Source organism: Acinetobacter sp. HA (assembly GCF_000264725.1).
In the GTDB taxonomy this organism is placed as follows: domain Bacteria; phylum Pseudomonadota; class Gammaproteobacteria; order Pseudomonadales; family Moraxellaceae; genus Acinetobacter; species Acinetobacter schindleri.
Genome location: NZ_AJXD01000049.1, coordinates 126,499 through 151,169, shown reverse-complemented (window position 1 = coordinate 151,169; position 24,671 = coordinate 126,499). Strand labels below are relative to the sequence as shown.

23 protein-coding genes, 1 rRNA gene and 2 pseudogenes are annotated in these 24,671 nt (G+C 44.5%); 6 read left to right on the top strand and 20 right to left on the bottom strand.

The window, feature by feature from the left end; all coding sequences use genetic code 11:
* Positions 1 to 222: 222 nt before the first annotated feature.
* Positions 223 to 337: ribosomal RNA gene (gene rrf, locus HADU_RS10290) — 5S ribosomal RNA — on the top strand.
* 277 nt (positions 338 to 614) lie between these two features.
* A complete protein-coding gene (locus tag HADU_RS10285; RefSeq protein WP_008305922.1) occupies positions 615 to 1,811 on the top strand; it encodes a PQQ-dependent sugar dehydrogenase in 1,197 nt (398 codons plus the stop codon).
* A 564-nt stretch (positions 1,812 to 2,375) separates the two neighbouring features.
* Here HADU_RS10285 and HADU_RS10280 read toward each other — a convergent pair.
* From HADU_RS10280 to ribF, 5 genes and pseudogenes are all read right to left on the bottom strand, one after another.
* Positions 2,376 to 2,918, bottom strand: a complete 543-nt coding sequence (locus tag HADU_RS10280; RefSeq protein WP_004813948.1) for an NADPH-dependent FMN reductase — start codon at positions 2,916 to 2,918, stop codon at positions 2,376 to 2,378.
* Between the two features lie 131 nt (positions 2,919 to 3,049).
* Positions 3,050 to 3,532, bottom strand: a complete 483-nt coding sequence (locus HADU_RS10275) for an FKBP-type peptidyl-prolyl cis-trans isomerase (protein ID WP_004890959.1) — start codon at positions 3,530 to 3,532, stop codon at positions 3,050 to 3,052.
* Between the two features lies 1 nt (position 3,533).
* A complete protein-coding gene (gene lspA / locus HADU_RS10270; protein WP_008305917.1) occupies positions 3,534 to 4,064 on the bottom strand; it encodes a signal peptidase II in 531 nt (176 codons plus the stop codon).
* A pseudogene (ileS, locus tag HADU_RS10265) lies at positions 4,057 to 6,902 on the bottom strand (isoleucine--tRNA ligase). The gene lspA and the pseudogene ileS overlap by 8 nt, the downstream one beginning before the upstream one ends.
* A gap of 64 nt (positions 6,903 to 6,966) precedes the next feature.
* On the bottom strand, positions 6,967 to 7,968 hold the full coding sequence (gene ribF / locus HADU_RS10260) for a bifunctional riboflavin kinase/FAD synthetase (protein WP_008305915.1): 1,002 nt from the start codon (positions 7,966 to 7,968) through the stop codon (positions 6,967 to 6,969).
* Positions 7,969 to 8,299: 331 nt separating this feature from the next.
* On the opposite strand from ribF, the gene HADU_RS10255 reads away from it, so the two are divergent.
* Positions 8,300 to 8,863: a 5'-nucleosidase gene (locus HADU_RS10255; protein ID WP_008305913.1), complete on the top strand. Its 564-nt coding sequence runs from the start codon at positions 8,300 to 8,302 to the stop codon at positions 8,861 to 8,863.
* A 60-nt stretch (positions 8,864 to 8,923) separates the two neighbouring features.
* On the opposite strand, the gene HADU_RS10250 is transcribed toward HADU_RS10255, so the two are convergent.
* The 14 genes from HADU_RS10250 to ubiG form a co-directional block, all read right to left on the bottom strand.
* On the bottom strand, positions 8,924 to 9,559 hold the full coding sequence (locus HADU_RS10250; protein WP_171056666.1) for a TetR/AcrR family transcriptional regulator: 636 nt from the start codon (positions 9,557 to 9,559) through the stop codon (positions 8,924 to 8,926).
* A 333-nt stretch (positions 9,560 to 9,892) separates the two neighbouring features.
* On the bottom strand, positions 9,893 to 10,699 hold the full coding sequence (locus HADU_RS10245) for an ABC transporter ATP-binding protein (protein ID WP_008305908.1): 807 nt from the start codon (positions 10,697 to 10,699) through the stop codon (positions 9,893 to 9,895).
* 24 nt (positions 10,700 to 10,723) lie between these two features.
* Positions 10,724 to 11,539 (bottom strand): aliphatic sulfonate ABC transporter permease SsuC, encoded by an 816-nt coding sequence (gene ssuC / locus HADU_RS10240; RefSeq protein WP_008305905.1) that lies wholly within the window; start codon positions 11,537 to 11,539, stop codon positions 10,724 to 10,726.
* Positions 11,539 to 12,714, bottom strand: coding sequence for an FMNH2-dependent alkanesulfonate monooxygenase (gene ssuD, locus HADU_RS10235; protein WP_008305903.1), 1,176 nt, complete (start codon positions 12,712 to 12,714; stop codon positions 11,539 to 11,541). Before ssuD ends, ssuC begins: the two co-directional genes overlap by 1 nt.
* A gap of 16 nt (positions 12,715 to 12,730) precedes the next feature.
* The gene (locus HADU_RS10230) at positions 12,731 to 13,723 is read right to left on the bottom strand and encodes a sulfonate ABC transporter substrate-binding protein (RefSeq protein WP_008305901.1); all 993 of its coding nucleotides are present in this window, start codon (positions 13,721 to 13,723) and stop codon (positions 12,731 to 12,733) included.
* 29 nt (positions 13,724 to 13,752) lie between these two features.
* Positions 13,753 to 14,712 carry a sulfonate ABC transporter substrate-binding protein gene (locus HADU_RS10225; RefSeq protein ID WP_008305900.1) on the bottom strand — a complete coding sequence of 320 codons (960 nt, stop codon included), beginning with the start codon at positions 14,710 to 14,712 and terminating at the stop codon, positions 13,753 to 13,755.
* Between the two features lie 336 nt (positions 14,713 to 15,048).
* Entirely contained in the window at positions 15,049 to 16,398 is a 1,350-nt protein-coding gene (gene argA / locus HADU_RS10220) for an amino-acid N-acetyltransferase (RefSeq protein WP_008305899.1), read from the bottom strand.
* A 133-nt stretch (positions 16,399 to 16,531) separates the two neighbouring features.
* Positions 16,532 to 16,918 (bottom strand): RcnB family protein, encoded by a 387-nt coding sequence (locus HADU_RS10215; RefSeq protein WP_008305898.1) that lies wholly within the window; start codon positions 16,916 to 16,918, stop codon positions 16,532 to 16,534.
* Between the two features lie 219 nt (positions 16,919 to 17,137).
* Positions 17,138 to 17,521, bottom strand: a complete 384-nt coding sequence (locus tag HADU_RS10210) for an RcnB family protein (protein WP_004813917.1) — start codon at positions 17,519 to 17,521, stop codon at positions 17,138 to 17,140.
* Positions 17,522 to 17,804: 283 nt separating this feature from the next.
* Positions 17,805 to 17,960, bottom strand: coding sequence for a hypothetical protein (locus tag HADU_RS15640; protein ID WP_167367438.1), 156 nt, complete (start codon positions 17,958 to 17,960; stop codon positions 17,805 to 17,807).
* A gap of 184 nt (positions 17,961 to 18,144) precedes the next feature.
* Positions 18,145 to 18,564 carry a hypothetical protein gene (locus HADU_RS10205; RefSeq protein ID WP_008305897.1) on the bottom strand — a complete coding sequence of 140 codons (420 nt, stop codon included), beginning with the start codon at positions 18,562 to 18,564 and terminating at the stop codon, positions 18,145 to 18,147.
* Positions 18,565 to 18,732: 168 nt separating this feature from the next.
* A complete protein-coding gene (locus HADU_RS10200; protein WP_004813911.1) occupies positions 18,733 to 19,479 on the bottom strand; it encodes a YciK family oxidoreductase in 747 nt (248 codons plus the stop codon).
* A gap of 63 nt (positions 19,480 to 19,542) precedes the next feature.
* On the bottom strand, positions 19,543 to 20,226 hold the full coding sequence (locus HADU_RS10195) for an HAD family hydrolase (protein WP_004813910.1): 684 nt from the start codon (positions 20,224 to 20,226) through the stop codon (positions 19,543 to 19,545).
* A complete protein-coding gene (ubiG, locus tag HADU_RS10190) occupies positions 20,223 to 20,951 on the bottom strand; it encodes a bifunctional 2-polyprenyl-6-hydroxyphenol methylase/3-demethylubiquinol 3-O-methyltransferase UbiG (RefSeq protein WP_004813907.1) in 729 nt (242 codons plus the stop codon). Before ubiG ends, HADU_RS10195 begins: the two co-directional genes overlap by 4 nt.
* Positions 20,952 to 21,220: 269 nt before the next feature.
* Between ubiG and HADU_RS10185 the strand changes: the two are divergent.
* Positions 21,221 to 22,278 (top strand): annotated as a pseudogene (locus tag HADU_RS10185) (RNA-guided endonuclease InsQ/TnpB family protein).
* Between the two features lie 64 nt (positions 22,279 to 22,342).
* Positions 22,343 to 22,957: a thiol:disulfide interchange protein DsbA/DsbL gene (locus HADU_RS10180; protein WP_004813905.1), complete on the top strand. Its 615-nt coding sequence runs from the start codon at positions 22,343 to 22,345 to the stop codon at positions 22,955 to 22,957.
* Positions 22,958 to 23,040: 83 nt separating this feature from the next.
* Here HADU_RS10180 and HADU_RS10175 read toward each other — a convergent pair whose 3' ends face one another.
* Positions 23,041 to 23,670, bottom strand: a complete 630-nt coding sequence (locus tag HADU_RS10175) for a TetR family transcriptional regulator (RefSeq protein WP_004813904.1) — start codon at positions 23,668 to 23,670, stop codon at positions 23,041 to 23,043.
* 198 nt (positions 23,671 to 23,868) lie between these two features.
* Here HADU_RS10175 and rph point away from each other — a divergent pair, with 198 nt between their 5' ends.
* Entirely contained in the window at positions 23,869 to 24,585 is a 717-nt protein-coding gene (rph, locus tag HADU_RS10170; RefSeq protein WP_008305896.1) for a ribonuclease PH, read from the top strand.
* Positions 24,586 to 24,671: the final 86 nt, after the last annotated feature.

Genomic DNA, 24,671 nt, shown 5'->3' with positions numbered 1-24,671 from the left:
TGAAGCTGACCAATACTAATTGCTCGTGAGGCTTGACTATACAACACCCAAACAGTTGTTGTATAAAAGCTCAATTGATTCGAAATCAAACGATCAAACTTGATTTAGTTGAAAAGCTAGATAGAATAAACAACCTAATTTAACTCAAGTATCTCTGTTAATAACTCATTTGACCAAGCATTGGCATCTAAATAAGACCAAACGCAAAGTCATACCAGTTGTGCTGGCGACCATAGCAAGAGTGAACCACCTGATCCCTTCCCGAACTCAGAAGTGAAACCTCTTAGCGCTGATGGTAGTGTGGGGTTTCCCATGTGAGAGTAAGTCATCGCCAGCTCATTATTCTAAACACCCCCTTCTATTGAAGGGGGTGTTTTTTTATGGGCGAGATCTGATCAATTGATTGCTTACTGAAAACTGCGGGCCAACAGATCTATCAGGTGAAAATCTAATGTAATTCAGCCTGTATCAAGGGATAGTTTCAATATAGTTAAGACTTATCGGCGCAAGCTAGGGTTATTTTCGTTTACGATTGTTAACCTTTTTATGCTTTTAGTGAGCGTTTGAGATGCTAAATTGTAAGTTATTCGTTTTAATAAGTATGTAGAATAACAATGAAACAGGTTCATCTCGCAGCAATGTTGTGTTTAGGCTTTATCCCTTATAGCCTGACTGCCTGTCATGCACAGAACAAGACGTCACAGGAACTGAATAAGAGTCCGGAAGCGGCAAACTCTACTTCTGAAACTGTAACTACACCTTCTTCCACTCAAGTACAGCAAGCCTATAAGGTTAATAATATTGCCGAGTTTAATGAACCATGGGCGATAGCACCTTTAAAGGATGGTCATCTATTGGTTACCGAGCGTAAAGGCAGACTGTATTTATTCGATCCAGAAACCAAGAAAAAGACTGTAATTAAAGGCACCCCAAAAGTGGCTTATGGCGGTCAGGGCGGCTTGGGAGATGTCGCATTACATCCTGATTTCGCCAATACCCCATGGATCTATCTGAGCTATGCTGAACAGGGTCAAGGCGGTTATGGCGCAGTAGTAATTCGTGGCAAGTTGGATTTGAAGCGTAGTACACCACAGCTCACCCAGATCGAAAAAATCTGGACTCAGGTTCCTAAATTTTCTTCGGGGCAGGGCCACTATGGACACCGAATTGTATTCGGGCCGGATGGCAAGCTCTGGATCAGCTCGGGTGAACGTCAACAGTTTGATCCTGCACAAGATATGAAGTCTAACGTCGGTAAAATTATTCGCCTGAACGATGATGGCTCGATCCCTGCCGATAATCCCTTTATGAATCAGGGTGAAATTGCCCAGCAGGTTTGGAGTCTTGGACACCGTAATCCTCTGGGAATGGCGTTTGATCCCAAAGGGCAGCTCTGGGTCATTGAAATGGGACCGAAGGGCGGTGATGAACTAAACAAGATTATCAAGGCTAAAAATTATGGCTATCCTTTAGTATCAAATGGTGATCATTATGATGGAAAGCCAATTCCTGACCACAGTACCCGACCTGAATTTGAAGCACCTGTATTGGACTGGACGCCGGTAATCTCTCCATCTGACCTGAACTTCTATACCGGAAAAATGTTCCCGCAATGGCAAAATAAAGCGATAGCCACAGGTCTTTCTTCCAAGGCAATTATTATTATAGATACAATGCAGCAACCTGCCAAAGAAGTTCAACGGCTCGATATGAAAGCACGGATTCGTGGCGCAGTACAGGCTCAGGATGGGGGCATCTGGGTGATTGAAGATGGTCCTCAGGCACGTTTGTTAAAGCTTACAGCGCTTTAAGTACTGATTTTTAAAAAAAGAGGATTTTTTGGAATCCTCTTTTCGTTTAAGAGTAAAAATATGCTTATAAAGGTATAAAAGAAAAAGCCCTGACATCCTGTCAGGGCTTTTCCAGATTCATTTATCAAGGTATAACTCCTATCATACCGATCAGCTTCCTGCTGCATTTATTGTTTTTTATTCTTCAAGACATCCTGTCCTGTATGTCTTAACTATAAGAGGAATTCCGGATTTGGTATAGCCTCAATTCTCCCCAATACTTGTGCGCCATAGCGTACAGTGGTGCTGAAATTTACAGCAGGATTACGGGAGCACTTAAGCTTATAGAAAACCCATAAAGTAAAAGACCTCGACATCCTGTCGAGGTCTTCTGGATTTGCTGTGAAGATCTGACTCCTGTCGGATCTGGCAACTTCCTGTTGTAATGCGCTTTTTCTTATTCTTATATCGCTATTGGACATCCTGTCCGGTGATGACTTAAATATAGCGTGTATATTTGTAGGCAAATAGCAGTGATTTCTGCTTGGCTTGTAAGCTAAAACGGACGTGGCTGTCCGCAGCAACTTATGCACTGACGTACTGAATCAGCTTGTCTACCACGCCTCGTAAGGTTTTATTATCGAATTCATTCCCTTCAAAGGTATAGTCCATAGCACGACTAAAAATATCACGGATTTCGATTACCGCATTGGTATCCACTAAACCAAGCTGTGTACCGACCTGACGGATCTGATCAATAGAGCGCGAGCCATTGGTCGCACCATAGCCGACATAAGCCGCCGGTTTGCCTTGCCATTCCTTACCCAGATAATCCAGGGCGTTTTTTAGGGCTGGACTGTAGCCATGGTTATATTCCGGGCTGATAAAAATAATGGCATCTGCGAGTGCAATGAAATCAGCCCATTCCTGCTGTTTAGGCTGGTCATAAATACCGGTGAGTGGAGGATGTGCGCCAGCAAACATCGGCAGGTCCCATTCTTTCAGATCGACAATTTCAGCTTCCACTGTACTGAAGTGATAGGTTTTAATTTGTTTAAAGATCCAGTCAGCTACTTTGATCGCTACACGTCCTTCGCGAATACTGCCTACAATGATGTAAATCTTCATCTTATTATCCTGTCATTGCTTCACTCAATTTAAATTAATCAGAATAAGCAAGGATGAATAGGCATGATTTGTATCTTGGTATCTGCATTATAAAAAAAAGCGCCCAAAGGCGCTTTGTCGTGAAATGATGCTTACATCAATTTCACACCTTGTTGACCGGCTGGGGTTACTTTAAAGATTTCTACTTCAAAAGTAATGTTCTTGCCAGCTAGCGGGTGGTTGAAATCCACTTCAGTGATGTCATCACCGACGGTTTTCACCACGCCATACAGGCTTTGTTTCGCTTTGTCTTCAAACTCGATCATATGACCTTCAATTGGGCGTTCGCCAAATTTCACAGTATCAAATTTTTGTACGTTTTCAGGATTCCATGGACCGAAAGCATCTTCAGGAGGAAGACTTACGGTACGACGGTCACCGGCGCGTAAACCGAACAGCGCTTTTTCAAAGCCTGGTAGCAAGCTGCCATCGCCCATCACCAGACTTACCGGCTCAGTACGACTACGGGTATTGTCAATTTCAACACCATTTTCAATGGCTACTGAGAAATGAAGCTCAACCTTAGAGCCAGCTTCAATACGAGTTTCCTCATTAGGATTAATAAAATCAGTCATGTTATTTCGCCTGCTGTTGGTTGCGTTTTCCTTCTAAGAAGAAGGTGTCAATCAGCATTAAAATAGTACCTAACGTAATGGCACTGTCTGCAAGGTTAAAGGCAGGGAAGTGGCTATTCTGATAATAAACATGAATAAAATCGACTACATAGCCGAGAGAAACACGGTCAATCAGGTTGCCGATGGCACCGCCCAGAATCAGGGCAACGGCCAAAGGTAAAACTTTCATGTTCTTTGGCATACGCATCAGCCAGAACACGAAAATCACAGACACTACTCCTGCCAGCGAAGTAAAGAAATAACGTTGCCATCCACCGGCATCGGACAGAAAACTAAAGGCTGCGCCATAGTTATGCAGTAATGTCCAATTTAAAAAGGGCAGGACGGGTACTGGATCTGCGTAATTCAGACTAGTGGTCGCAATCCATTTGGTCCATTGATCCAGAATAATTGAAATAATAGTCAGACCTAACCACCACAAGTTGTGAGGATAGAACTGGAATAAGCCCTTTTTTTCTTGTGGATTAGGCATATTTTCTCTCTTCGCCTTGGCCTGTCGGCAGGTTGATGATACAGCGGCCACACAAGCCTGGGTGTGATGCATGTGTGTTTACATCAGGAAGTACATGCCAGCAACGTACACATTTCTCACCGTCTGCGGCAGAAACTTTCACATTCAGACCTTCCAGATCAGAAGCTTCACCTTGGGCAGCCTTAAAGTCATTCACGATCACTTGAGAGGTAATCAGTACAAAACGCAGTTCATCGCCCAGTTTATCCAGCACCGCTTTCAGCTCGTTCGACGCCCAAAGTTCAACTTTGGCAGACAGGTTCGAACCCACTGTTTTTCAGTACGCGCCGCTTCAATAAACTTGTTCACTGCAGATTTTACCGAAATCAGCGTTTGCCATTCAGCTTCAGTCACCAAGTTTGCAGTAGATGCAGCTGGAATATCATACCATTCAGCAGTGAACACATATTTCTCTGACTGCTCAGGAATCAGTGGCCAAGCTTCTTGTGCAGTAAAGCTCAAGATCGGTGCCATCCAGCGTACGAATGCCTGTACCAGATGATACAGTGCAGTTTGTGCAGAGTGACGTGCTTGAGAATCGGCTTTGGTGGTGTATTGACGGTCTTTGATGATGTCGAGGTAGAAACCACCCAGGTCATTGATACAGAAATTGGTCAAGGCATTGGTTACGATATGGAAGTTCATATCTTCATAAGCTTGCTGAACGGTTTTCTGTACTTCAGCTGCACGTTGCAGGATGTATTGATCAAGCGCGATCAATTGATTTACAGGAAGCGCATCAGTTGATGGTTTGAAGCCATTCAAGTTGGCAAGTAAGAAACGCAGTGTGTTACGGATACGACGGTAACCATCTGATGCACGGCTAAAGATTTCTTTACCCGCAGTCATTTCATAGCGGTAGTCCGCAGATGCGATCCAGAAGCGTAAACCGTCTGCACCCATATCTTTAATGATGTCTTGTGGGGTAATAATATTACCCAATGATTTCGACATCTTGCGGCCTTTCTCATCCACCACGAAGCCATGCGTCAGCAAGCCTTTATATGGTGCGCGTTCGTTGATGGCAATCGAGGTTAACAACGAAGACTGGAACCAGCCACGGTGTTGGTCTGAACCTTCAAGGTAAAGATCCGCAGGATCTTGCAGTTCTTCACGTTCACGTAATACAGCGTAGTGCGTTGTACCCGAGTCGAACCATACGTCTAGCGTGTCACGTACCGCATTGTATTGTTCAGCATCATTACCGATGAACTCGCGTGCATCACGGTTGTACCAACCATCAATACCTTCCTGTTCGATCAGTTTAGCGACTTCTTCGATCAGTTCAGGCGTACGTGGATGCAATTCATTGGTATCTTTATGCACGAAGAACGGAATTGGCACACCCCAGGTCCGTTGACGAGAGATACACCAGTCTGGACGGCCTTCAATCATCGCCTGGATACGGTTTTTACCCCAGTCCGGCACAAAGCTGATCTCGTTTTCGATCGCATTCAATGCACCTTGACGTAAGCCTTTGGCATCCATGCTAATAAACCATTGTGGTGTCGCACGGAAGATAATTGGGGTTTTATGACGCCAGCAGTGCGGGTAGCTGTGTTTGATTGGGTGATGTGCCCAAAGCTTGTTGGCCTCTGCTAATGCAGCAATAATTTGTGGATTGGCTTTGTAGATATGCTCGCCAGCAAACAGCGGAGACGTTGGTAAATACACACCGTTACCACCGACTGGATTTTCTACTTTCAGGTTGTACAGCAAGCCAACTTTATAGTCGTCCACACCATGGCCAGGCGCCGTATGTACTGCACCGGTACCACTGGTGGCAATCACGTGTTCGCCCAAGATTACAGGCACTTGACGATCGTTAATCAGTGGATGTTGCAGAATCAGGTGCTCAAGTTTGCTACCGGCAAAATCAGCAATGACTTCAATAGTGGTAAAACCGTAGCGTTCAGTTGCAGATTCCACCAGATCTTTCGCCAGGATAAAGTTTTGTGGTTCTTTTTCTTCGCCACGCGCTTTCACCAGTTGATATTCAATTTCAGCATGCAGGGCAACGGCCTGGTTCGCAGGAAGCGTCCAAGGCGTTGTGGTCCAGATCACGACATCAGTACGGTCCGCGACTTCTACACCTAAACGTGCAGACAGGTCAGCCAGATCGACTACAGTGAAACCGACGTCAATCGCATCGGATTTTTTATCTTCATATTCAACTTCTGCTTCAGCCAGAGATGAACCACAGTCCAGACACCAGTTGACCGGTTTCAGACCTGGTTCGATATGACCAGCTTTTGCGATTGCACCCAGTGAGCGAACAATATCCGCTTCTTGTTTGAAGTTCATGGTCAGGTACGGATTGTCCCAATCACCGAACACGCCCATACGCACGAAGTCTTTCTTCTGTAATTCAACTTGTGTATACGCATATTCGCGGCAAGCTTTACGGAAAGTCGAAGCATCAACTTTTACGCCCACTTTACCGACCTTTTCTTCGACTTTCAGTTCGATTGGAAGACCGTGACAGTCCCAGCCCGGTACATATGGCGCATCAAAGCCATCCATAACACGGCTTTTAATAATGATGTCTTTTAAGACTTTATTGACTGCATGACCCAAATGGATCTGGCCGTTTGCGTACGGAGGACCGTCATGAAGCACATATTTTTTCTTGCCAATACGCGACGCACGAATCTGCTGATAAATGTTGTCGGCATACCACTCTTCTAACCATTTCGCTTCACGTACTGCCAGATTTGCCTTCATTGCAAAGTCAGTACCTGGGAGGTTTAGCGTGGCTTTGTAATCCACTGCATTTTCAGGAGTTTGCTTATCGCTCATGCAAGTTGTCTTCCAATTCAATCTGTCATTTGACAGACACGTTTTACAATAAAAATATGGGGGATTAAAAGGGAAATGTGGGGTGATTTCGACGAAACTCAAGTAGTTTCTCGACATCGTCATCAATTCCGGCTTTTAGGGCTTCAAGCGAAGGATAATTCTTTTCGCCATGCAAATAGTTTAAGAATGTCACCCGCATCAACAGGCCATACAGATTAGCAGAAACATCAGGGAAATGTACTTCTAATCGCCATTCTGGTTGTTCCTGCTGAATGGCCGGGCGGGTCCCGACATGTCCGGCGCCAAACAGACCGGTGGGGTCATAGCCAGCAATGCCTGTTTTGCTTGCATCACCAGCTCTAGCTTTATCTTTTAAAGGTTCGGTTTCACACACCACTTCCACGCCATAAATACCCTGCAAACACGGTCTATGGCGGTTTAAGCGCACATTAATGGTCGGAAAATCAATGGTGCGGCCGATCTGGTCGCCATATTGTACCCGCCCGGTAATGCTATAAGGGCGCCCCAGGAGTTTGGCAGCCAGGGCAAGATCGCCTGCTTGTAGTGTCTGACGGATACGGGTCGAACTGACACGTTCGCCGTCGAGTTGTACGGTATCCAGATTGGTGACCTGAAAACCATAGTTACGCAGGAATTCGCTATTGCCCTGACGGTGTTTACCGAAGTGGAAATCATCACCCAGCACCAGATGCTCGGCATTCAGTTTATCTTTTAGAATATCGGCAAACTGTTCTGCATTCAGACTACGGAAACTTTCATCAAATTTCGCCACCGCAATATAGTCCACACCCAGTTCAGTCAGGTATTCCACCTTTTCACGTAAAGATGATATACGGGGTGGGGCCTCATAGCCTTTGAAATATTCCAGTGGCTGTGGTTCAAAGATCATGACCACGCTTTTCAGCTGCTGCTGTTCCGCCACGGCTTTCAGCTGTTTGATCATGACCTGATGACCTAAATGCACACCGTCAAAATTACCAATGGTAACCACCGTTTTAGGTAACTCTGTGCGAGACGATAAGGCATTTAGACGGAGCAGCTTCATGGGCGAATCAGGTGCTTGGAAATTCGAAGAGGCTATATATTGCCATAATCTTTACGTTTCGTCTTGTTGTTGTGTTTTTATGCAATATCTTTTATTTAAAAATCTTTAGCCCAGAACTTAATCGGCTGAATAAAATAAAAATTAATCAATATTTCCTGCTTCCTTAGCGCTCTAATAATCAGAGCTAGCTTTACTTTTCTGGCAGTTTAAACAGGTTTATAGCAGACAGGGCAGAGACCATTTTCTGCTGAGCAGAAATCGATTTTTATTTGCAGTGCTTACCTGTTTATCTTTTAATAGTCCAGTATTTTAAAATTGATATGGAAAACCAATGTCTGAACATGCACTGATTATGGCTTTGCCCAATGAATCCAAAGGCTTATTTGAAGCACAAGGTATTGATGTGCATTATAGCGGTATTGGCAAAGTCAACGCAGCCTTTAAAGCCTTTGAAGTGATTCAGAACACAGGCTGCAAGACTTTATTGAACCTGGGTACGGCAGGCAGTTCGCATTTTGATGCGCATGCCCTGGTCGAAGTCAGCCAGTTTGTGCAGCGCGATATGGATGTTTCACCACTCGGTTTTGACGTCGGCTTAACCCCGATGGATCAGCATTTCCCGGGAGCAATCGAGCTTGAGCCTTTCTTTGATCATTTGCCCAAGGGTATTTGCGGAACCGGAGATAGCTTCGAAACAGGACAACCGAAAGTGCCCTGCCAACTGGTCGACATGGAAGGCTATGCACTGGCCAAGGTATGCAAGAAACTTGGCGTACGCCTGATTTCTGTAAAATACATTACCGATGGTGCCAATGACACAGCGCATCTCGACTGGGAGGAAAACTTATTGTTAGGCGCGCAAAAACTGTTATTTTTATATCAGATGTTAAAATAAGAATAAGGTTAAAGACTGGATCGGCGACCATAATGACTATGGTCGTATGCCAAGCAAAACTTATGCGTTTTGTTCAGGACGTGGTAGTACACCGTAAAGCATCATATGTACAGTGTGCTGAATCACACGCTGCTGCATGCTACGGTTACGCAGCGTTTTGCCGGTCACCATTTCCATCTGTATGGCAAAGTCGGCATAGTTCTGTGTCACTGCCCAGATATTCAGGATCAGCAGTTCAGGGTCAATATCTTTAGAAATCTTGCCCTGTTCCTGCCAGTTACTGATCACCTTGGCTTTACGTTTCACCAGTTTTTTCAGTGGACCTTTCAGGATTTCCAGAATATGTGGTGCCCCCTGGATCACTTCCAAGGCGAACAGGCGAGATGCTTTCGGTTGCGTGCGTGATACTTCAATTTTCTGCATCAGATAATTGGTGATCGCTTCTTCCGGTTCTAGCTCGGCTTCAAGCATTTGCAGTGGTGCCAGCCACTTTTGCAGTACGGTGGTTAACACCTCTACATAGAGATCTTCTTTATTTTCATAGTAATAGAAAATATTAGATTTATGCATTTCTGCAATTTGTGCGATTTCGTCCAGACTTGCCCCACTAAAGCCATATAGGGAAAAAACGTCTAGAGCGGCACTGAGCAGCTGGTTGCGCTTTTGAGTACTCTTTTTTTGTTCCATCAGCAATATAAAAACAATTAAAAAAGGGAATATTGAATTGTACGGCAAATCATCAGATTTGTGCACAAAGTAGAAGTCTAATTTTTTGAATAATGATGATTTATTCTGTAGATCAACTATGTAATCCTTACAAAACTAGCGAATCCCAGTATAAAAATCAAGCTTTTGAAAATGTTTAAATTATTTTGAAGTCTTTTGTTATTGAGAAATCAGTTTAATTAATGTCAGATTCATGACATTTTATTTTTAAGATGGACTGTAATTTTAATTTTGATGAAATTCTAAGAATTATCTATCCTTCAAAGTGAAAACCCGGATTCTAAATCCGGGTTTTGTTTCTTTTTAGGTTGCCAGTACGGCATTCAGAACTTGCTGTTCCAGTTCAGCAAACTGGATTCCTTTCTGACGTGGACGTGGCAAGTTGACACGGAACTCTTTGGCAATATGACCTTTGTCCAGCAGGATGATGCGATCTGCTAACTGTACGGCTTCACTGACATCATGAGTCACCAGGATTGCAGTAAAGCCCTGTTCAGTCCATAACTTTTCGATCAGGTTCTGCATGTCAAGACGGGTCAGGGCATCCAGGGCACCTAAGGGTTCATCTAGGAGCAGGATACGTGGTTTATGGGATAAAGCACGTGCCAAGGCTGTACGTTGACGCTGACCACCCGACAGTTGCGATGGCCATAGCCCTGCTTTTTCCTTTAAGCCGACTTTCTCCAGCATGCTTGATGCATTGGCATGCTGATCTTTCGGCAAGCCCAATTGCACATTTTGTTCAATGCTCCGCCATGGCAACAAACGCGGATCTTGGAACATCACCCGAATATCGTCCGCAGTAATACCTTCACGAATATGACGTGCTGACTTGAACTTGATTTCGCCGTAGCTCTGTTTTTCCAGATCGGCAATCAGACGCAGCAGGGTACTTTTACCACAACCACTACGACCGACAATTGCCAGGAATTCGCCCGGCTGAATATGCAGGTCCAGATCTTCCAGAACCTTGACCGAGCCATAGAACTTGTGCAGCTGTTCAATAATAATTTCGGCACCGATGACTGCATGGGGATCAATATCTGCCGCAGCATAGTCTTGTGGTGCAGTTTGGTCATTGGCGAGACGCCCTAAGCTGAGATCAGTCATCACATACTCCTCCATATTATTCATTTATTTTTGATAGCCAGCATGCCAGCGCAGCAGGAAACGTTCCAAGGCAACCGCCAGAACATCCGCCAGTTTGCCAAGTAAGGCATACAGTAAAATACCGACCAGTACCACATCGGTTTGCAGGAATTCACGCGCATTCATGGTCATATAACCAATCCCGGACTGTGCAGAAATGGTTTCAGCCACAATCAGCAGTACCCACACTAAACCTAACGAGAAACGTAAACCCACCAGAATCGAAGGCATTGCGCCCGGTAAAATAATTTCTTTATAGAGTTGCCAACGGGTGAGGCCATAGCTTTTACCCATTTCGATCAGCTGCGGATCGACTGAGCGAATACCATGATAGGTATTGATATAGATCGGGAAGAACACGCCAATGGCGACCAGAAACAGCTTGGCTGATTCATCGATGCCGAACCATAAAATCACCAGTGGAATTAAGGCCAGGGCAGGGATGTTCCGGATCATCTGTAAAGTGGTGTCGAGCAGGGTAGAGGCAGCTTTGGATGAACCATTGAGTAAACCTAAAAGCAGCCCCAAACCACCACCCACCAGTAAACCAGTAAGGGCACGGCCAGCACTGACTTTTACATGGGTCCAGAGTTCGCCACTCATCAGCAGAGCCCAGAATGCGGCGATGACTGCACTCGGTGCAGGCAAAATTCGGCTTTCCAGCAGACCGGTACTTGACGCGATCTGCCAGATCAAAATTAATCCAATAGGAACTAACCAGGGCAGCAAACGCTGCCCGAGTTGTGTTCCACGTGAAACCTTCTTTTCTGCGATGGTTTCAACAGAAACGACTTTCGACATTAAGCTGGCTCCTGAACACTCGCAGCCTTCTTGTTCTCATCTGGCGTGTAGTTATTTGCCACAATTTCACCGAATGGACCTGTCAGGTTTGGCTGAGTCAATTTTTTCTGGGTTTCAAGTGGTAAAAGTGGGAATACCAGTTCAGCAAAACGGATCGACTCCTCCAGATGTGGGTAGCCTGAGAAGATAAAAGTATCGATACCCAAGGCAGCATATTCCTGAATACGTGCTGCGACAGTTTCAGGGTCACCTACCAGTGCTGTACCTGCGCCACCACGTACCAGTCCGACACCTGCCCAAAGGTTTGGAGAGACTTCAAGTTTGCTACGATCGCCATTGTGCAGTTCCGCCATACGACGCTGACCGACTGAATCCATTTGCTTGAATTTTGCCTGAGCTGCTGCAATGGTTGCATCATCTACATACTGGATCAGCTCTTCTGCGGCCTTCCATGCTTCTTCATTGGTTTCACGAACAATCACATGTAAACGGATACCGTAGCTAAGCTTACGGCCTTTCGCTTCAGCTTTGGCACGGACATTTTCAATCTTTTCTTTGACTGCTGCAGGTGGTTCACCCCAAGTCAGGTAAGTGTCAACCTGATCTGTTGCAAGTTCAATCGCAGCATCTGAAGAACCGCCGAACCACAGTGGAGGATGAGGCTCTTGAACGGGTGGATAGAGCAATTTTGCATCGTCTACACTTAAGCGTTCACCGTGGAAAGTGAAGCTCTCACCCGTGTGAGAGCGTTTCAGGATTTCACGCCAGATCGTCGTGTATTCAGTTGCAGTCTTGTAGCGGGTTTCGTGATCTTCATACACGCCATCGCCTTTTAGTTCCTGCTCATCACCACCAGTGACCAGATTTAGCAAGATACGGCCACCAGATAAACGGTCAAAGGTTGCTGCCATACGTGCAGCCAGTGCAGGAGTCGTTACCCCCGGACGTAGCGCAACCAAGAATTTCAATTTCTTAGTCGCGTCAATCAGGCTGGCTGCGGTTAACCATGGATCTTCACATGAACGGCCTGTTGGAATCAGTACACCTTCATAGCCCAGATTATCGACTGCAACTGCAATCTGTTTTATATAAGCATGATCGACCTGGCGTGCACCTTTGCTGGTACCTAAGTAGCGGCTGTCACCATGTGTCGGAATAAACCAGAAAATTTTCATGTCTTTGATCCTTGAATTATTTGCCTGCCCAAACGGCTTGCTGAATATTGATAGATTTTGGAATGATCTTGAGTTCGCTAAAACGGTTCGCGAGTTCTTGCTGGTCAGCAATCACTTTCTTGGTGAGCGGTGCAGCACCGGATGGATTAGGACGACGCTGGATAAAGGTCTGGCTGACAATTGGTTTTAAGCCAGTACTTTGCGCAAAGATTGTTGCAGTTTCAGTTTTATGACGCTGTACCCATTTATCTGCAACATTGACCTGTTTGATAATTCCTTTTAATGCTTGCGGGTGTTTTTTAATTAAACTTTCTGAAGCCAGATAGAAGGTATAATTGGGACTTAAGCCTTTCCCTGAAGATAAGACTCTGGCTTTATCTTCTACTTGCGCTGCAGCATAGTACGGGTCCCAAATCGCCCAGGCATCAATCGCACCTTTCTGGAAAGCTGCGCGTGCATCCGCAGGGCTTAACCAGATTGGCTGGATATCGGTCCATTGCAAACCTGCCTTACGTACTGCCTGGACCAGTAAATAATGCGAGCTGGAACCGCGATGAACGCCGACACGTTTACCTTTGAGCTGGCTCAATTTGGTAATTTTGGAATTGTGTTGTACCAGAATGGCAGAAGAGAGCGGTTTTGCAGTTTCATAAGCAAAATAATGCAATGGTTTATTACCAGCTTGAGCATAGACAGGAGGAGTGTCTCCAGTCGCACCGATATCAATAGAACCTACAGCTAATGCTTCTAAAATTTGTGGTCCGCCTGGAAATTCGTTCCAGCTGATTTTTGCATTTGGAAATTCCTGTTCAAGCAGCTTTTGCTGTTGTGCAATGACCAGGTTTACCGAAGCTTTTTGGTAGCCTACACGAAGCTGTTTCACTGACGGATCAACTGCCCAAGCGGCACTTGAACCCAACATCGCACAAGCAACTAATGCGGCATTCATAGCATGACTGGAGGTCTTGAACCATGTGATTGCTTTGTTGTGTCGCTGATGTTGAGTCATTATTAGATCCCCTGATATTTTCCTATGATTTATTTGGTTAAAATTGCTGATTGAATATTCAGTTTTGCTGGAATCAGTTGCTGGCCATAGAAGGCATCAGCGACCTGCTGCTGTTTTTGCGCCACCTCTGGTGTGAGCGGTTTTACCCCAAAGCCCATACGTGAAATTGAAGTTTTCAATACGTCAAATGCCAAGCCTGTTGGTTTTTCTAGAAGTTTCGCTGCCTCATCTTGATGGCTAGATACCCATTCAGTAGTCAGGTTCAGCTCATTCACTACCGCATCAATGATCTGTGGATTCGCTTCAGCGAACTTACGATCAGCCAGATAGAACTGATGATTGCTCACGATATTCTCACCAGTTGCAATCACACGTGCACCAATCTGATGTTCTGCTGCCGCAAAGAACGGATCCCAGATCACCCAGGCATCAACCGCTCCACGCTCAAAAGCGGCACGTGCATCAGAAGGCGGCAGGTACACCACTTCAATATCGCTGAGTTTCAGATTATTGGCTTCAAGGACTTTTAATAGTAAGTAATGAACATTTGAGCCTTTGTTGAGTGCAATACGTTTGCCTTTCAGGTCCTGGACAGACTGAATATTTGAGTCTTTTTGTACAATCAGAGCTTCAGCTTTAGGTGCTTCAGGCTGGTTTGCGACATACACCAAATTTGAGTTGGCTGCCTGAGCAAAGATTGGCGGTGCTTCACCAGCTTCACCAAAAGACACACTGCCTATATTCAGACCTTCAAGTAATTGTGGACCTGCCGGGAATTCCACCCATTTCACATTTACGCCTTGTTGTTTTAATACAGTTTCTAAAGTGCCACGTTCTTTCAAGATTGGAAGGACGCCATATTTTTGGAAACCGATATTCAGCGTTACACTTTCTTCTTTTTTAGAGCAGCCAGAGAGCAACATCACGCCAGCAATAGCAGTACTCAGGGCTGCTGTTTTTGCAATGAATTTAACCGTAGATTGGCGCATGAATATAAACTCCTGACAAAAAGCCAATTAGATGGAATATACAAGTTAGGCATACGCTAATCGTTTTTTATTTTCCAAAAAAATAACAATTCGGGAATTTCTAATGAGAAAAAAAGATAAATAAAAAAGCGCAAAACTTATGTAGAAAAGTGATTTGGAATCTTTATGGAATTTAATTTTTATACAATTTAAGTTATTGAAATATATATTTAATTGTTTTAATAAAATATAAAGATATGGATATGAAAATCCATGCAAAGCTTTTTAAGTTAAATACTTAAGAAATCCACATATCTTTAGCAAAAAATAAGATATATAAACAAATAAAAAGTCACATTAAAGTGACTTTTTACAAACCAGGGAATTACGCTGATAGTTATATAGCGCCTGACGGGCATCGGGCAGATCATCGACAGAGGATTGTTCAAAGCCTTGTTCCAGGAACCAGTGTGCAGTGCGTGTGGTCAGAATAAACAGTTGCTGAATACCCATGCTCCGGGCTTTATCTTCCAGATAATTCAGAATCTGGCTGCCGCGGTTGGACTTGCGATAACTTGGATCGACAGCGACACAGGCAATTTCAGCAGAACGCAGCTCATTGCCTGTGGTTGGAATCGGATATAACGCGGCACAGGCCAGAATCATGCCGTCACGTTCAATGACTGCGAACTGTTCAATTTCATTTTCCAGACGTTCGCGTGAGCGATACACCAGAATGCCTTCTTCTTCCAAAGGCCGTAGCAGGTTAATCAGACCGCCAACATCCTGAATGGTAGCCATACGTACATCTTCATAATGAGCATCGGTAATCAGAGTGCCTGAACCATCTCGGGTGAAGAGTTCTTCCAGCAGCGCACCATCATGAGCATAGGAAATCAGATGCACACGGTTGACGCCATTCATCGAGGCTTCCTGTGCAGCGCGAAGTTGCAAGCTTAGTTCGGATGGCAGGTCTTGAGCATCCTGCATTATATAAGCATCCAGCTGACTTGGCTGCACTTCACGTTGCAATTGTCCATCCGTATTCAGCAGGCCATGCTGTTTACCCAGGAAAATCAGCTTGTCTGCCTTGATACGAATCGCAGTTTTGGTCGCAACTTCCTCCGCCAGCAGGTTGAACACTTCGCCAGTGGTGGAATAACCGGTTGGTCCAAGCACCACAATGTTATGGCTGTCAAGATGACGCTGAATCGCATTGGTATCTACGGTACGGACTTCACCGGTTAACTGGAAATCAATACCGTCACGAATCCCATAAGGCTTGGCAGTAACAAAATTACCGGATACGACATCTATACGGGCGCCATACATGGGTGAGTTGGCCAGTCCCATTGAGAGCAAGGCTTCAATCTGCAGGCGGATTGAACCCACCGCATTCATGACACAGCTCAACGATTCACGGGTTGTGATTCGGCGCTGACGATGAAAAGGCGTGCTGATCTGACTCGTTGCCAGATTCTGGTTAATCTGTGGACGCGCACCATGCACCAGAATCAGATGAATTCCGAGAGAATGCAGTAGGGCAATATCGTGAATAATATGCTGGAAATTGTCATGCAGCACCGCCTCGCCATCAAACATGATCACGAAGGTCTTGTTACGGTGCGCATTAATATAGGGCGCAGAATGGCGAAACCAATGCACATATTGCAAAGTTGTGCTTTGAGACGGTTCTGCTGGGTTCATGCGCTGGCCTATATTAGAAAATAATACTTAATTGAATTTGATTCTAAAAAAAGCCGGGAACGAAGTACAGCAATAAAAAAACACCTGAAGCGTGGACTTCAGGTGCAATGGAGAAAAGATACAGAATTAAGATTTAGTTGAGGATACGGATAATCTTGTCATTACGCTCATTGACTAGCACATAATCACCATTGATTTTGTACCACTGCTGGTTTCTGCCTGCATTTGGCAGACGGCGTGCTTCATAACCACTTACTTCAAAACGGCGGTTGTCATACTGGTTAGGCAGCTTTTGACCGACACGCCAGTCACGGCTTGGATTTACCACGCGGTTGTTATAGCGTTTATCATTCCAGCGACGGTTATCACGGCGATCGTCCCATTTTTTCGCATCTTTATGATCCCAATGCGGTGCCGGTTTATGTGGCGCATAACGCGGATCATGTTGCGGTGCAGCCATTGCAGAAGTTGCAACTAAAGCACTCAAGGATAAAGCGATTGTTGTTAACACTTTTTTCATGGCATTCACCTGAATTCATCATTATCGTTTCGATGAGACTAAATTAGCGAATCAGTAGAGAGAAACCGTGAGGGCAATTTAGGCGAATTGTTAAATTTATGAAGAAAAAAAGAAGAATAAGAGGGAATTACAGGTTTTTTTAGTCAAGAACAGCATCCAATACCACCTGACTAAAATAAAAAAGACCCAAACAAGTTGGGTCTATGAAAATGTGAGGATTTAATGTCCAAGAATTCGAATGATACTGTTGTTGTCCGAATCCACCAAAATGTATTCATTATTGACTTTATACCATTGCTGTCTGCGGTCAGGTTTTGGCAACTTGTGGTCTTTATATTCAACTTTATAACCATTACCGCGATAATGCTGTGGCATCACATAGCCGGGTTGCCATTTCATTTGCTGTAAACGCTTGACACCACGCTCTTCACGCATACGGCGACGGTCTTCATGGTCATCATCTGCGCGATCACGGAATTTTTTAGACTGACCTTGACGTTGATCCATATGACGTTCATCATCAAAATGCGGCGCAGCATTGGCAACATTCGTCAGCATTAATGTACTGATAGACATTGTCAAAGCAACCAAAAGCTTTTTCATGGTGAACCCTCAATCAATTGTTCATTTTCTACAGTCTAATTTACGCAAAAATTGCAGAGAAACTGTGAAGATCAGGCATGTATTCTTTAAAGAATGCAGAGAGATTATGACTATGCCATGATTTCAGTAGTTTTTGAACACTTCATACAGGCTAAGCGCTTGAGAAGCTGTGAAATACTATCCTGAGGCTAATGTATGGTGAGGTCAAGAGAAACTCGGTTAATTAGGGCAATTTATCTCCTGTATTCCAGTCGAATAGTACCTCAATATTTGCAGGTCTGAACTAGTTCCATTGTTCAGTCAAACCCTGTAACGACTGGATCGCTTCAGCCACACATTCCGCTTCAGTGGCATCATCTAAAGCTTGAATCAAGGTAGCTGATAATTGCAGGCTTTCAATATGGCGAATAGTCTCGATTTTACGTTTTTGGTCAGCCATGCTGGATTCTCCTTTATCTGGTCATCATCTTGAATACAGGTATCATAGCGCTCAGGCTTTAATTTGGAAAACCGAATAAAATTATTATTAGTATTTAAAAAACCGATTTATAGCTGTTTTTAATAGGTTTCCCGAATAAAAAAAGAACACGCTTGGCGTGCTCTTATATCGGTTTAAACCTGGCTTAGTAAGCGTAGTTCAGATCGGTATAGTCAGTCAGGGACTTCTGGATATGTGCATTAATAAAGGCACGTACATCATCCGTGGTCATGGGCTTGCCTTGATTGCTAATTACATGTTCGATATCCGGCTGATTTTCAATTTTAATGCGATACACAAAATGTTTAGCCAGACGGTAGCCATCATCCAGTTTTTCAATACCTGTCACATAGTAATAGGCATGTTCAAAGTTCAGATCGGTATGGGAAAAGATAAACTGCTCGAATAGTTTCAGCTTGCTGCCATTTTCGAGTACCTTGATGTCGTCCACAATGCTGGCTTCAAACTTCACGCCGTATTTTTCAGAAACTGGCTGCTGATCAATCAGAAGTGACACCATGCCATCTTCCAAAGTGGTCACGGTGATGTTGTTTAGGTCAGTCATGTTGCACTCGAATCAAAATCTGTTAGCGATAGTATGGGTGAATTTTAGCGAAACTCAATGCGACCAGGGTGGAGTCAGATAAGATTTATGCATTATTTCATTCTAAAATAGCAATAAAAAAGGGAACCAAGGCTCCCTCATTTCAATCATTTTCACTTTAATCAGCAGTTAATCCTGCGCATCAATACTTTGACCATTCATATGCAGGCTGTCATCACCCATCAGGTACAGATAAGCCGGCATAATCGATTCCGGGGTTGGCAAGGTTAGTGGATCTTCATCCGGATAGGCTTTAGAACGCATCGCAGTCCGGGTTGCACCCGGATTAATGCAGTTAAAGCGCACATGTGGATGTACATTTTCTTTGGCAAATAGCTGGCTTACCGCTTCAATAGCAACCTTGGAAACTGAATAAGCTCCCCAGCGTTCACGCACCTGACGGCCTACACCTGAACTGGTAAAGACCACGGAAGCATGCTCAGATTTTTCGAGCAGAGGAAGCAGGGCCTGAGTCAGCACAAAGGGTGCACGCAGGTTGACAGCCATTACATCATCCCAGACGCCGGGGCTATAGTTTGCCAGTTCAATCCGTTCACCGAGCATGCCTGCATTATGCAGAATTCCGTCCAGACGACCAAACTGTTTACTCAGTGTTTCGAACAGGAGTTCGTAATCACGCTCAGAAGCACTGGAAAGCTGTAAAGGCAGAATTGCCGGGCGTGGTGCACCCAAACCTTCAATTTCATCGTAGATGACTTCAAGCTTGTTCAGGGTACGACCATGCAGCACTACCGTCGCACCATGCAGGGCATAGCTGATCGCTGCTGCACGTCCAATGCCATCGCCGGCACCTGTGATCAGGATAATACGATCCTTTAACAGGTCTGAGCGAGGTTGATATTCTGAATACTTCATGAACGACCTCCTTATTTCTTGCTTATTGTTGTGAAGTTTAATGTTCTGACCGGAACCTGAGTTTTAGCCGAGTACTGGCTTTAAAACCAGATCCTGAATTCGTTGATGTAATTCTTCTACACTATGCACGATACAATCGGCCTGCCAGGCGTTTAAATTATCTTTATGTTCTAAAGGCAGATAACCATAGGCTGCCAGAATAGTATACATATTGGCTGCACGTCCGGCATCGATATCACGTGGATGATCGCCGACATAGATACAGTCTTTAGCCGCCAGGTCAATCTGTTTTGCTGCCAGATACATTGGCTCCGGATCCGGTTTGGTACGGCCCACATCTTCCGGGCAGACCAGTACCGAACAGCGCTCTGAGAGATTCAATGCCGCAAGCAGCGATTCACTTAACCAGCGTGGTTTATTGGTGACAATACCCCAAGGAATACTGCGTGCCTCCAAAGCTTCCAGCAGTGGATACATGCCGTCAAACAGGTCAGTATCTACTGCAATATCGGCACCATACAGGTCTAAGAAACGCTGACGATGCGCCAGCAGGAGAGGATCTTCCAGCTCGAGTTCCGGATAGACCAGCTTGACCATGGCACGAGCACCTTCTGAAACCTGAGTGCGGATCAACTCTGGTGCTACTACTTCACGGCCTTCTTCGCGGCACATATCCTGAATAATGCGGACAAAGTCGGCAGCAGTGTCAATTAAGGTACCATCGAGGTCAAAGAGAACTGCTTTCATTCAGCAGCTCCATTCGCCTGTTCTTTTGCCGTATAGACCATATAGTTAACATCTACATTGGGCGCTAACCAGTACCGTTTGGTCAGCGGGTTATAGTGCAGACCCGTCATATCTTTTAGTTTAAGACCAGCGTTGCGGATGTCATGCGCCAGTTCAGATGGTTTGATAAATTTGCTGTAATCATGCGTACCACGTGCCAGCATACGCAGCACATATTCTGCACCAATAATGGCAAACAGATATGACTTCGGATTACGGTTAATGGTCGAGAAGAACACATGACCGCCTGGTTTTACCAGCTTATGGCAAGCCTGAATGATCGATGCCGGATCTGGAACATGCTCCAGCATTTCCATGCAGGTCACCACATCGTATTGTCCCGCCTGTTCCTCGGCGAGTTGCTCAACAGGAACCTGACGGTATTGAATATTGCTGACACCTTCCTGTTCCGCATGTAGACGTGCCACATTCAGTGGTGCTTCACCCATATCGATACCAAGCACATCAGCACCACGGCGTGCCATGCTTTCGGCCAGAATGCCACCGCCACAGCCCACATCCAGAACTTTCTTGCCGCTCAAGCCGCCAGCATATTCGTCAATCCAGTTCAGACGTAGTGGATTAATCATGTGCAAAGGGCGGAACTCGGAATGCTGATCCCACCATATGGCTGCGAAAGCTTCAAATTTGGCAATTTCTTGTGGATCAACATTCAATTGCGACATCGGTGTCACCTCAATCAAGTCATTATATTTTAAAAAAGTTCAATGTTGATTAGTGTAGCGCTTCCTGCAAAAAAAGCGATAAAAGCCTTAAAAAAGTTCACAGAATAAAAACGAAAGCCGCATATTTGATTTATCCACTGGAGCGTAAAACCTCGTGGTTCAGCACGAGGATATAAGCGACTGGAGTAAACCACATGAACGACACGAAATGTCGTTTTAAATACTTGTACTATAGTCACTATTAAGAAAAATACTGTTAAAATAATTGGATGAAGACACTCAAATTACGCATAAAAGACAAACATTGCAAGGTGCTAAATCAGTTAGCATCCGAAGTAAATTTAGTTTGGAATTATGTCAATGATTTGTGTTTTAAACATCTTCAAAAAAAACAACAATTCTTTTCAGCATACGATATTGCAAAATACACGAAAGGCACATCGAAAGAATGCAACTTGCACAGTCAAACTATTCAGGCAGTGACAGAAGAATTGGTCACAAGACGCAAGCAGTTCAAAAAAGCAAAACTAAAATGGCGTGTCAGTAATAAAAAATCAGCTAGACGCTCACTGGGTTGGATACCGTTTAAAAAGGTTGCAATCAAATATGCTGATGGCTGTGTTCAATATGGTAAACACCAATTCAAGTTATGGGATAATTACGGTTTAAGTCAATACAGGGTTAAAACAGGCTCATTCGTTGAAGATAGCCGAGGCCGTTGGTATGTATGTCTTGTAGTTGACAATGCTAAAACAGAGAAAACCGCCGCTATAACCTCAATTGGCATAGATTTAGGTTTAAAAGATTTAGCCACTTGTTCAGATGGCGTAAAACTTAAAGCCCCTCAAATCTATCGGAAATATGAACAAAAACTTGGTATTGCTCAACGTGCAAAAAATAAAAACGAGTGAAAGCAATTCACGCCAAGATTAAAAATGTAAGACAAAACATGCTGCATCAATTCAGCCATAAACTGGTAAAAGAACATGCAGCAATCTTCGTTGGCAATGTGAATGCCAAAGCATTAGCGCAAACCAAACTAGCCAAGTCTGTGTTAGATGCCAGTTGGACAACACTAAGAACCATGCTCAAGTATAAATGCGAGAACGCAGGGGTATGGTATGAAGAAGTCAATGAAGCCTATACCACCCAAACTTGTTCGTGCTGTGGCTCACGCTCCAGTAGTCCGAAAGGTAGAGCAGGTTTAGGAATAAGAGAGTGGCAGTGTGGTGAGTGTGGTAGCTCATGGGATCGGGATGTAAATTCCGCACTGAATATTCTTGCGCTCGGGCATGAGCGTCTAGCAGTAGGAATCCCCTTGCTTTAGCTGGGGGAGGATGTCAAAGTATCTGCATAAGCTAATCATAAAGATTTTGAGGATCATAATTCCAATGAAAAAATTTATTTTAGGCACTGTTGCTGCATCTGTTTTAGCATTTTCTGGTAGTGCGATGGCCAACTTTGTAGCAGGCCAAGACTATCAAGTGCTGGCTAAGCCAGTTAAAGTTGAAAAGCCAGGGAAAATCGAAGTACGTGAATTCTTCTGGTATGGCTGTGGTCACTGCTACACACTTGAACCGCATATGCAGACCTGGTTGAAACAACTGCCTAAAGATATTCGTTTTGTCCGTACTCCAGCTGCGATGAACCCACTATGGGAACAGGCAGCACGTGCCTATTATGTGTCTGAAGCCCTGGGTGTTCGTCAAAAAGCGCACTTGCAGTTGTTCCATGATATCCATGCGAAGCAAAAACCAATTTTAGAACAAGCACAACTCGCCAAGTTCTATACCCGTTATGGTATTTCAGAAGCGAAATTTAACAGTACGTATAAATCATTCCCGATTTCTTCAAAAATCGCCCAGGCGAAAAATCTAGCCGCATCTTATCAGTTAACGGGTGTGCCAGCCGTGACCGTGAATGGTAAGTATGTCGTTCAGGGTGATGATGCCAAAGTAATTCAGGTGGTAAATTTCCTGGTAGAAAAAGAGCGTAAGGCAAAATAATTTCTGCCTGATCTTAAAAAACCTGCACATTGCTGCAGGTTTTTTATTGTTGAAAATATCTATTCTAGCTGCCTGAAGGCTGTTTATGCATGAATGCCCTGAAATAGCAGTTGCATCTGAATAACCGTCTGAGCTTTAAATTCTGCTGCGCGACTTTGTTGAAGATTGGCATCTGACAGACCCTGAATACTCAGCCAACCCATCGCCCAATTCAGGGATAAATCCACGAGCATCTGGATCAGCAGCCTCAAGTGTTGAGGCGATTTGATTCCCTGAGCGGAATAAAGATTTCCCAGCTCATCGACCAGATCAGCAACTAAAAATTGCAGTTCTCGCTCAATACTGGTCCGCAAAAAGTCTGATCCGCCCCAACGTTCTGTACTAAAAAATAGCCATGGCTCAGGATGTTCTTCAACAGCCTGAAGGAAAAGACCAATTGAGGTTTCAGTGTCTGAATGTACTTGATACAAGTAAGCTTCTACCAGCCGATTTAAGACACCTTTTAAATTAATGGCGACTTGGTCGAGCAGTTCCAGACCCAATTGCTGCATGTCCTTAAAATGCCGGTAGAACGCCGTCGGCACCAGTCCAACTTCACGGGACAGTTCACGCAGGCTGATATTGCTAAATGCACGACCACGGCTACTCAGTACCAGTGCGGCATCTAGTATTGCCTGATGACTTTGCTGTTTGCGTTCTGCACGTAAAGACATAAAAATCTTCTCGATATTTCCCTTTAAGTTTAACAAAAAATCGGCAATCACGCAGCGCCATTCAGATGGCCTGATTTTGTATTTTGATCGAACAAGACTGAATTGATTTTGTAAATCATGCCAAGGGCCGGGCAATCTTGGCAGAGGCTTCTGCTATACTGAGCCGCAATTATTTTTCAGTCAAAGCAGGACTTATTTATGCGTATCGACCAGCGAGCATTAGATCAATTACGTGACATCAAAATTACCCGCAATTACACACGTTATGCGGAAGGTTCAGTATTGGTTGAATTTGGTCATACTAAAGTGCTTTGTACTGCCAGCATTGACAACTCGGTACCCCGTTTCCTGAAAGGTCAGGGCCAAGGCTGGGTAACCGCAGAATATGGCATGCTGCCACGTTCAACACATACCCGTAGCGACCGTGAAGCGGCACGTGGCAAACAGAGTGGCCGTACTCAGGAAATCCAGCGTCTGATCGGCCGTAGCCTGCGCGCTATGGTGGACCTGAAAAAACTCGGTGAAAATACGATTACCATCGACTGTGATGTGATCCAAGCAGATGGCGGGACACGTACAGCCTCTATTACCGGTGCTGCGGTAGCATTGATTGATGCGATGAATGTGTTGCTTGAAAAGAAAAAAATCAAGCAAGATCCACTTAAAGGTCTGGTTGCTGCAATTTCTGTGGGTATTTTCAAAGATGAAGTATTACTAGATCTTTGCTATGAAGAAGATTCTAACTGCCAGACTGACTTGAATGTCGTGATGACCCAAGCGGGTGAATTTATTGAAATTCAAGGTACTGCTGAAGATAAGCCATTTACCCGTGAGCAATGCAATGACATGCTGGCCATGGCTGAAAAAGGGATTCAGGAACTGATCAAGAAACAGCAAGAAGCTTTGGGCTGGTAATATTTCCAGAGTTTACAAAACGCATCTTCGGATGCGTTTTTTATTATAGCTACACATTGCCTGACAAAAAATGAACAGGATCTGTC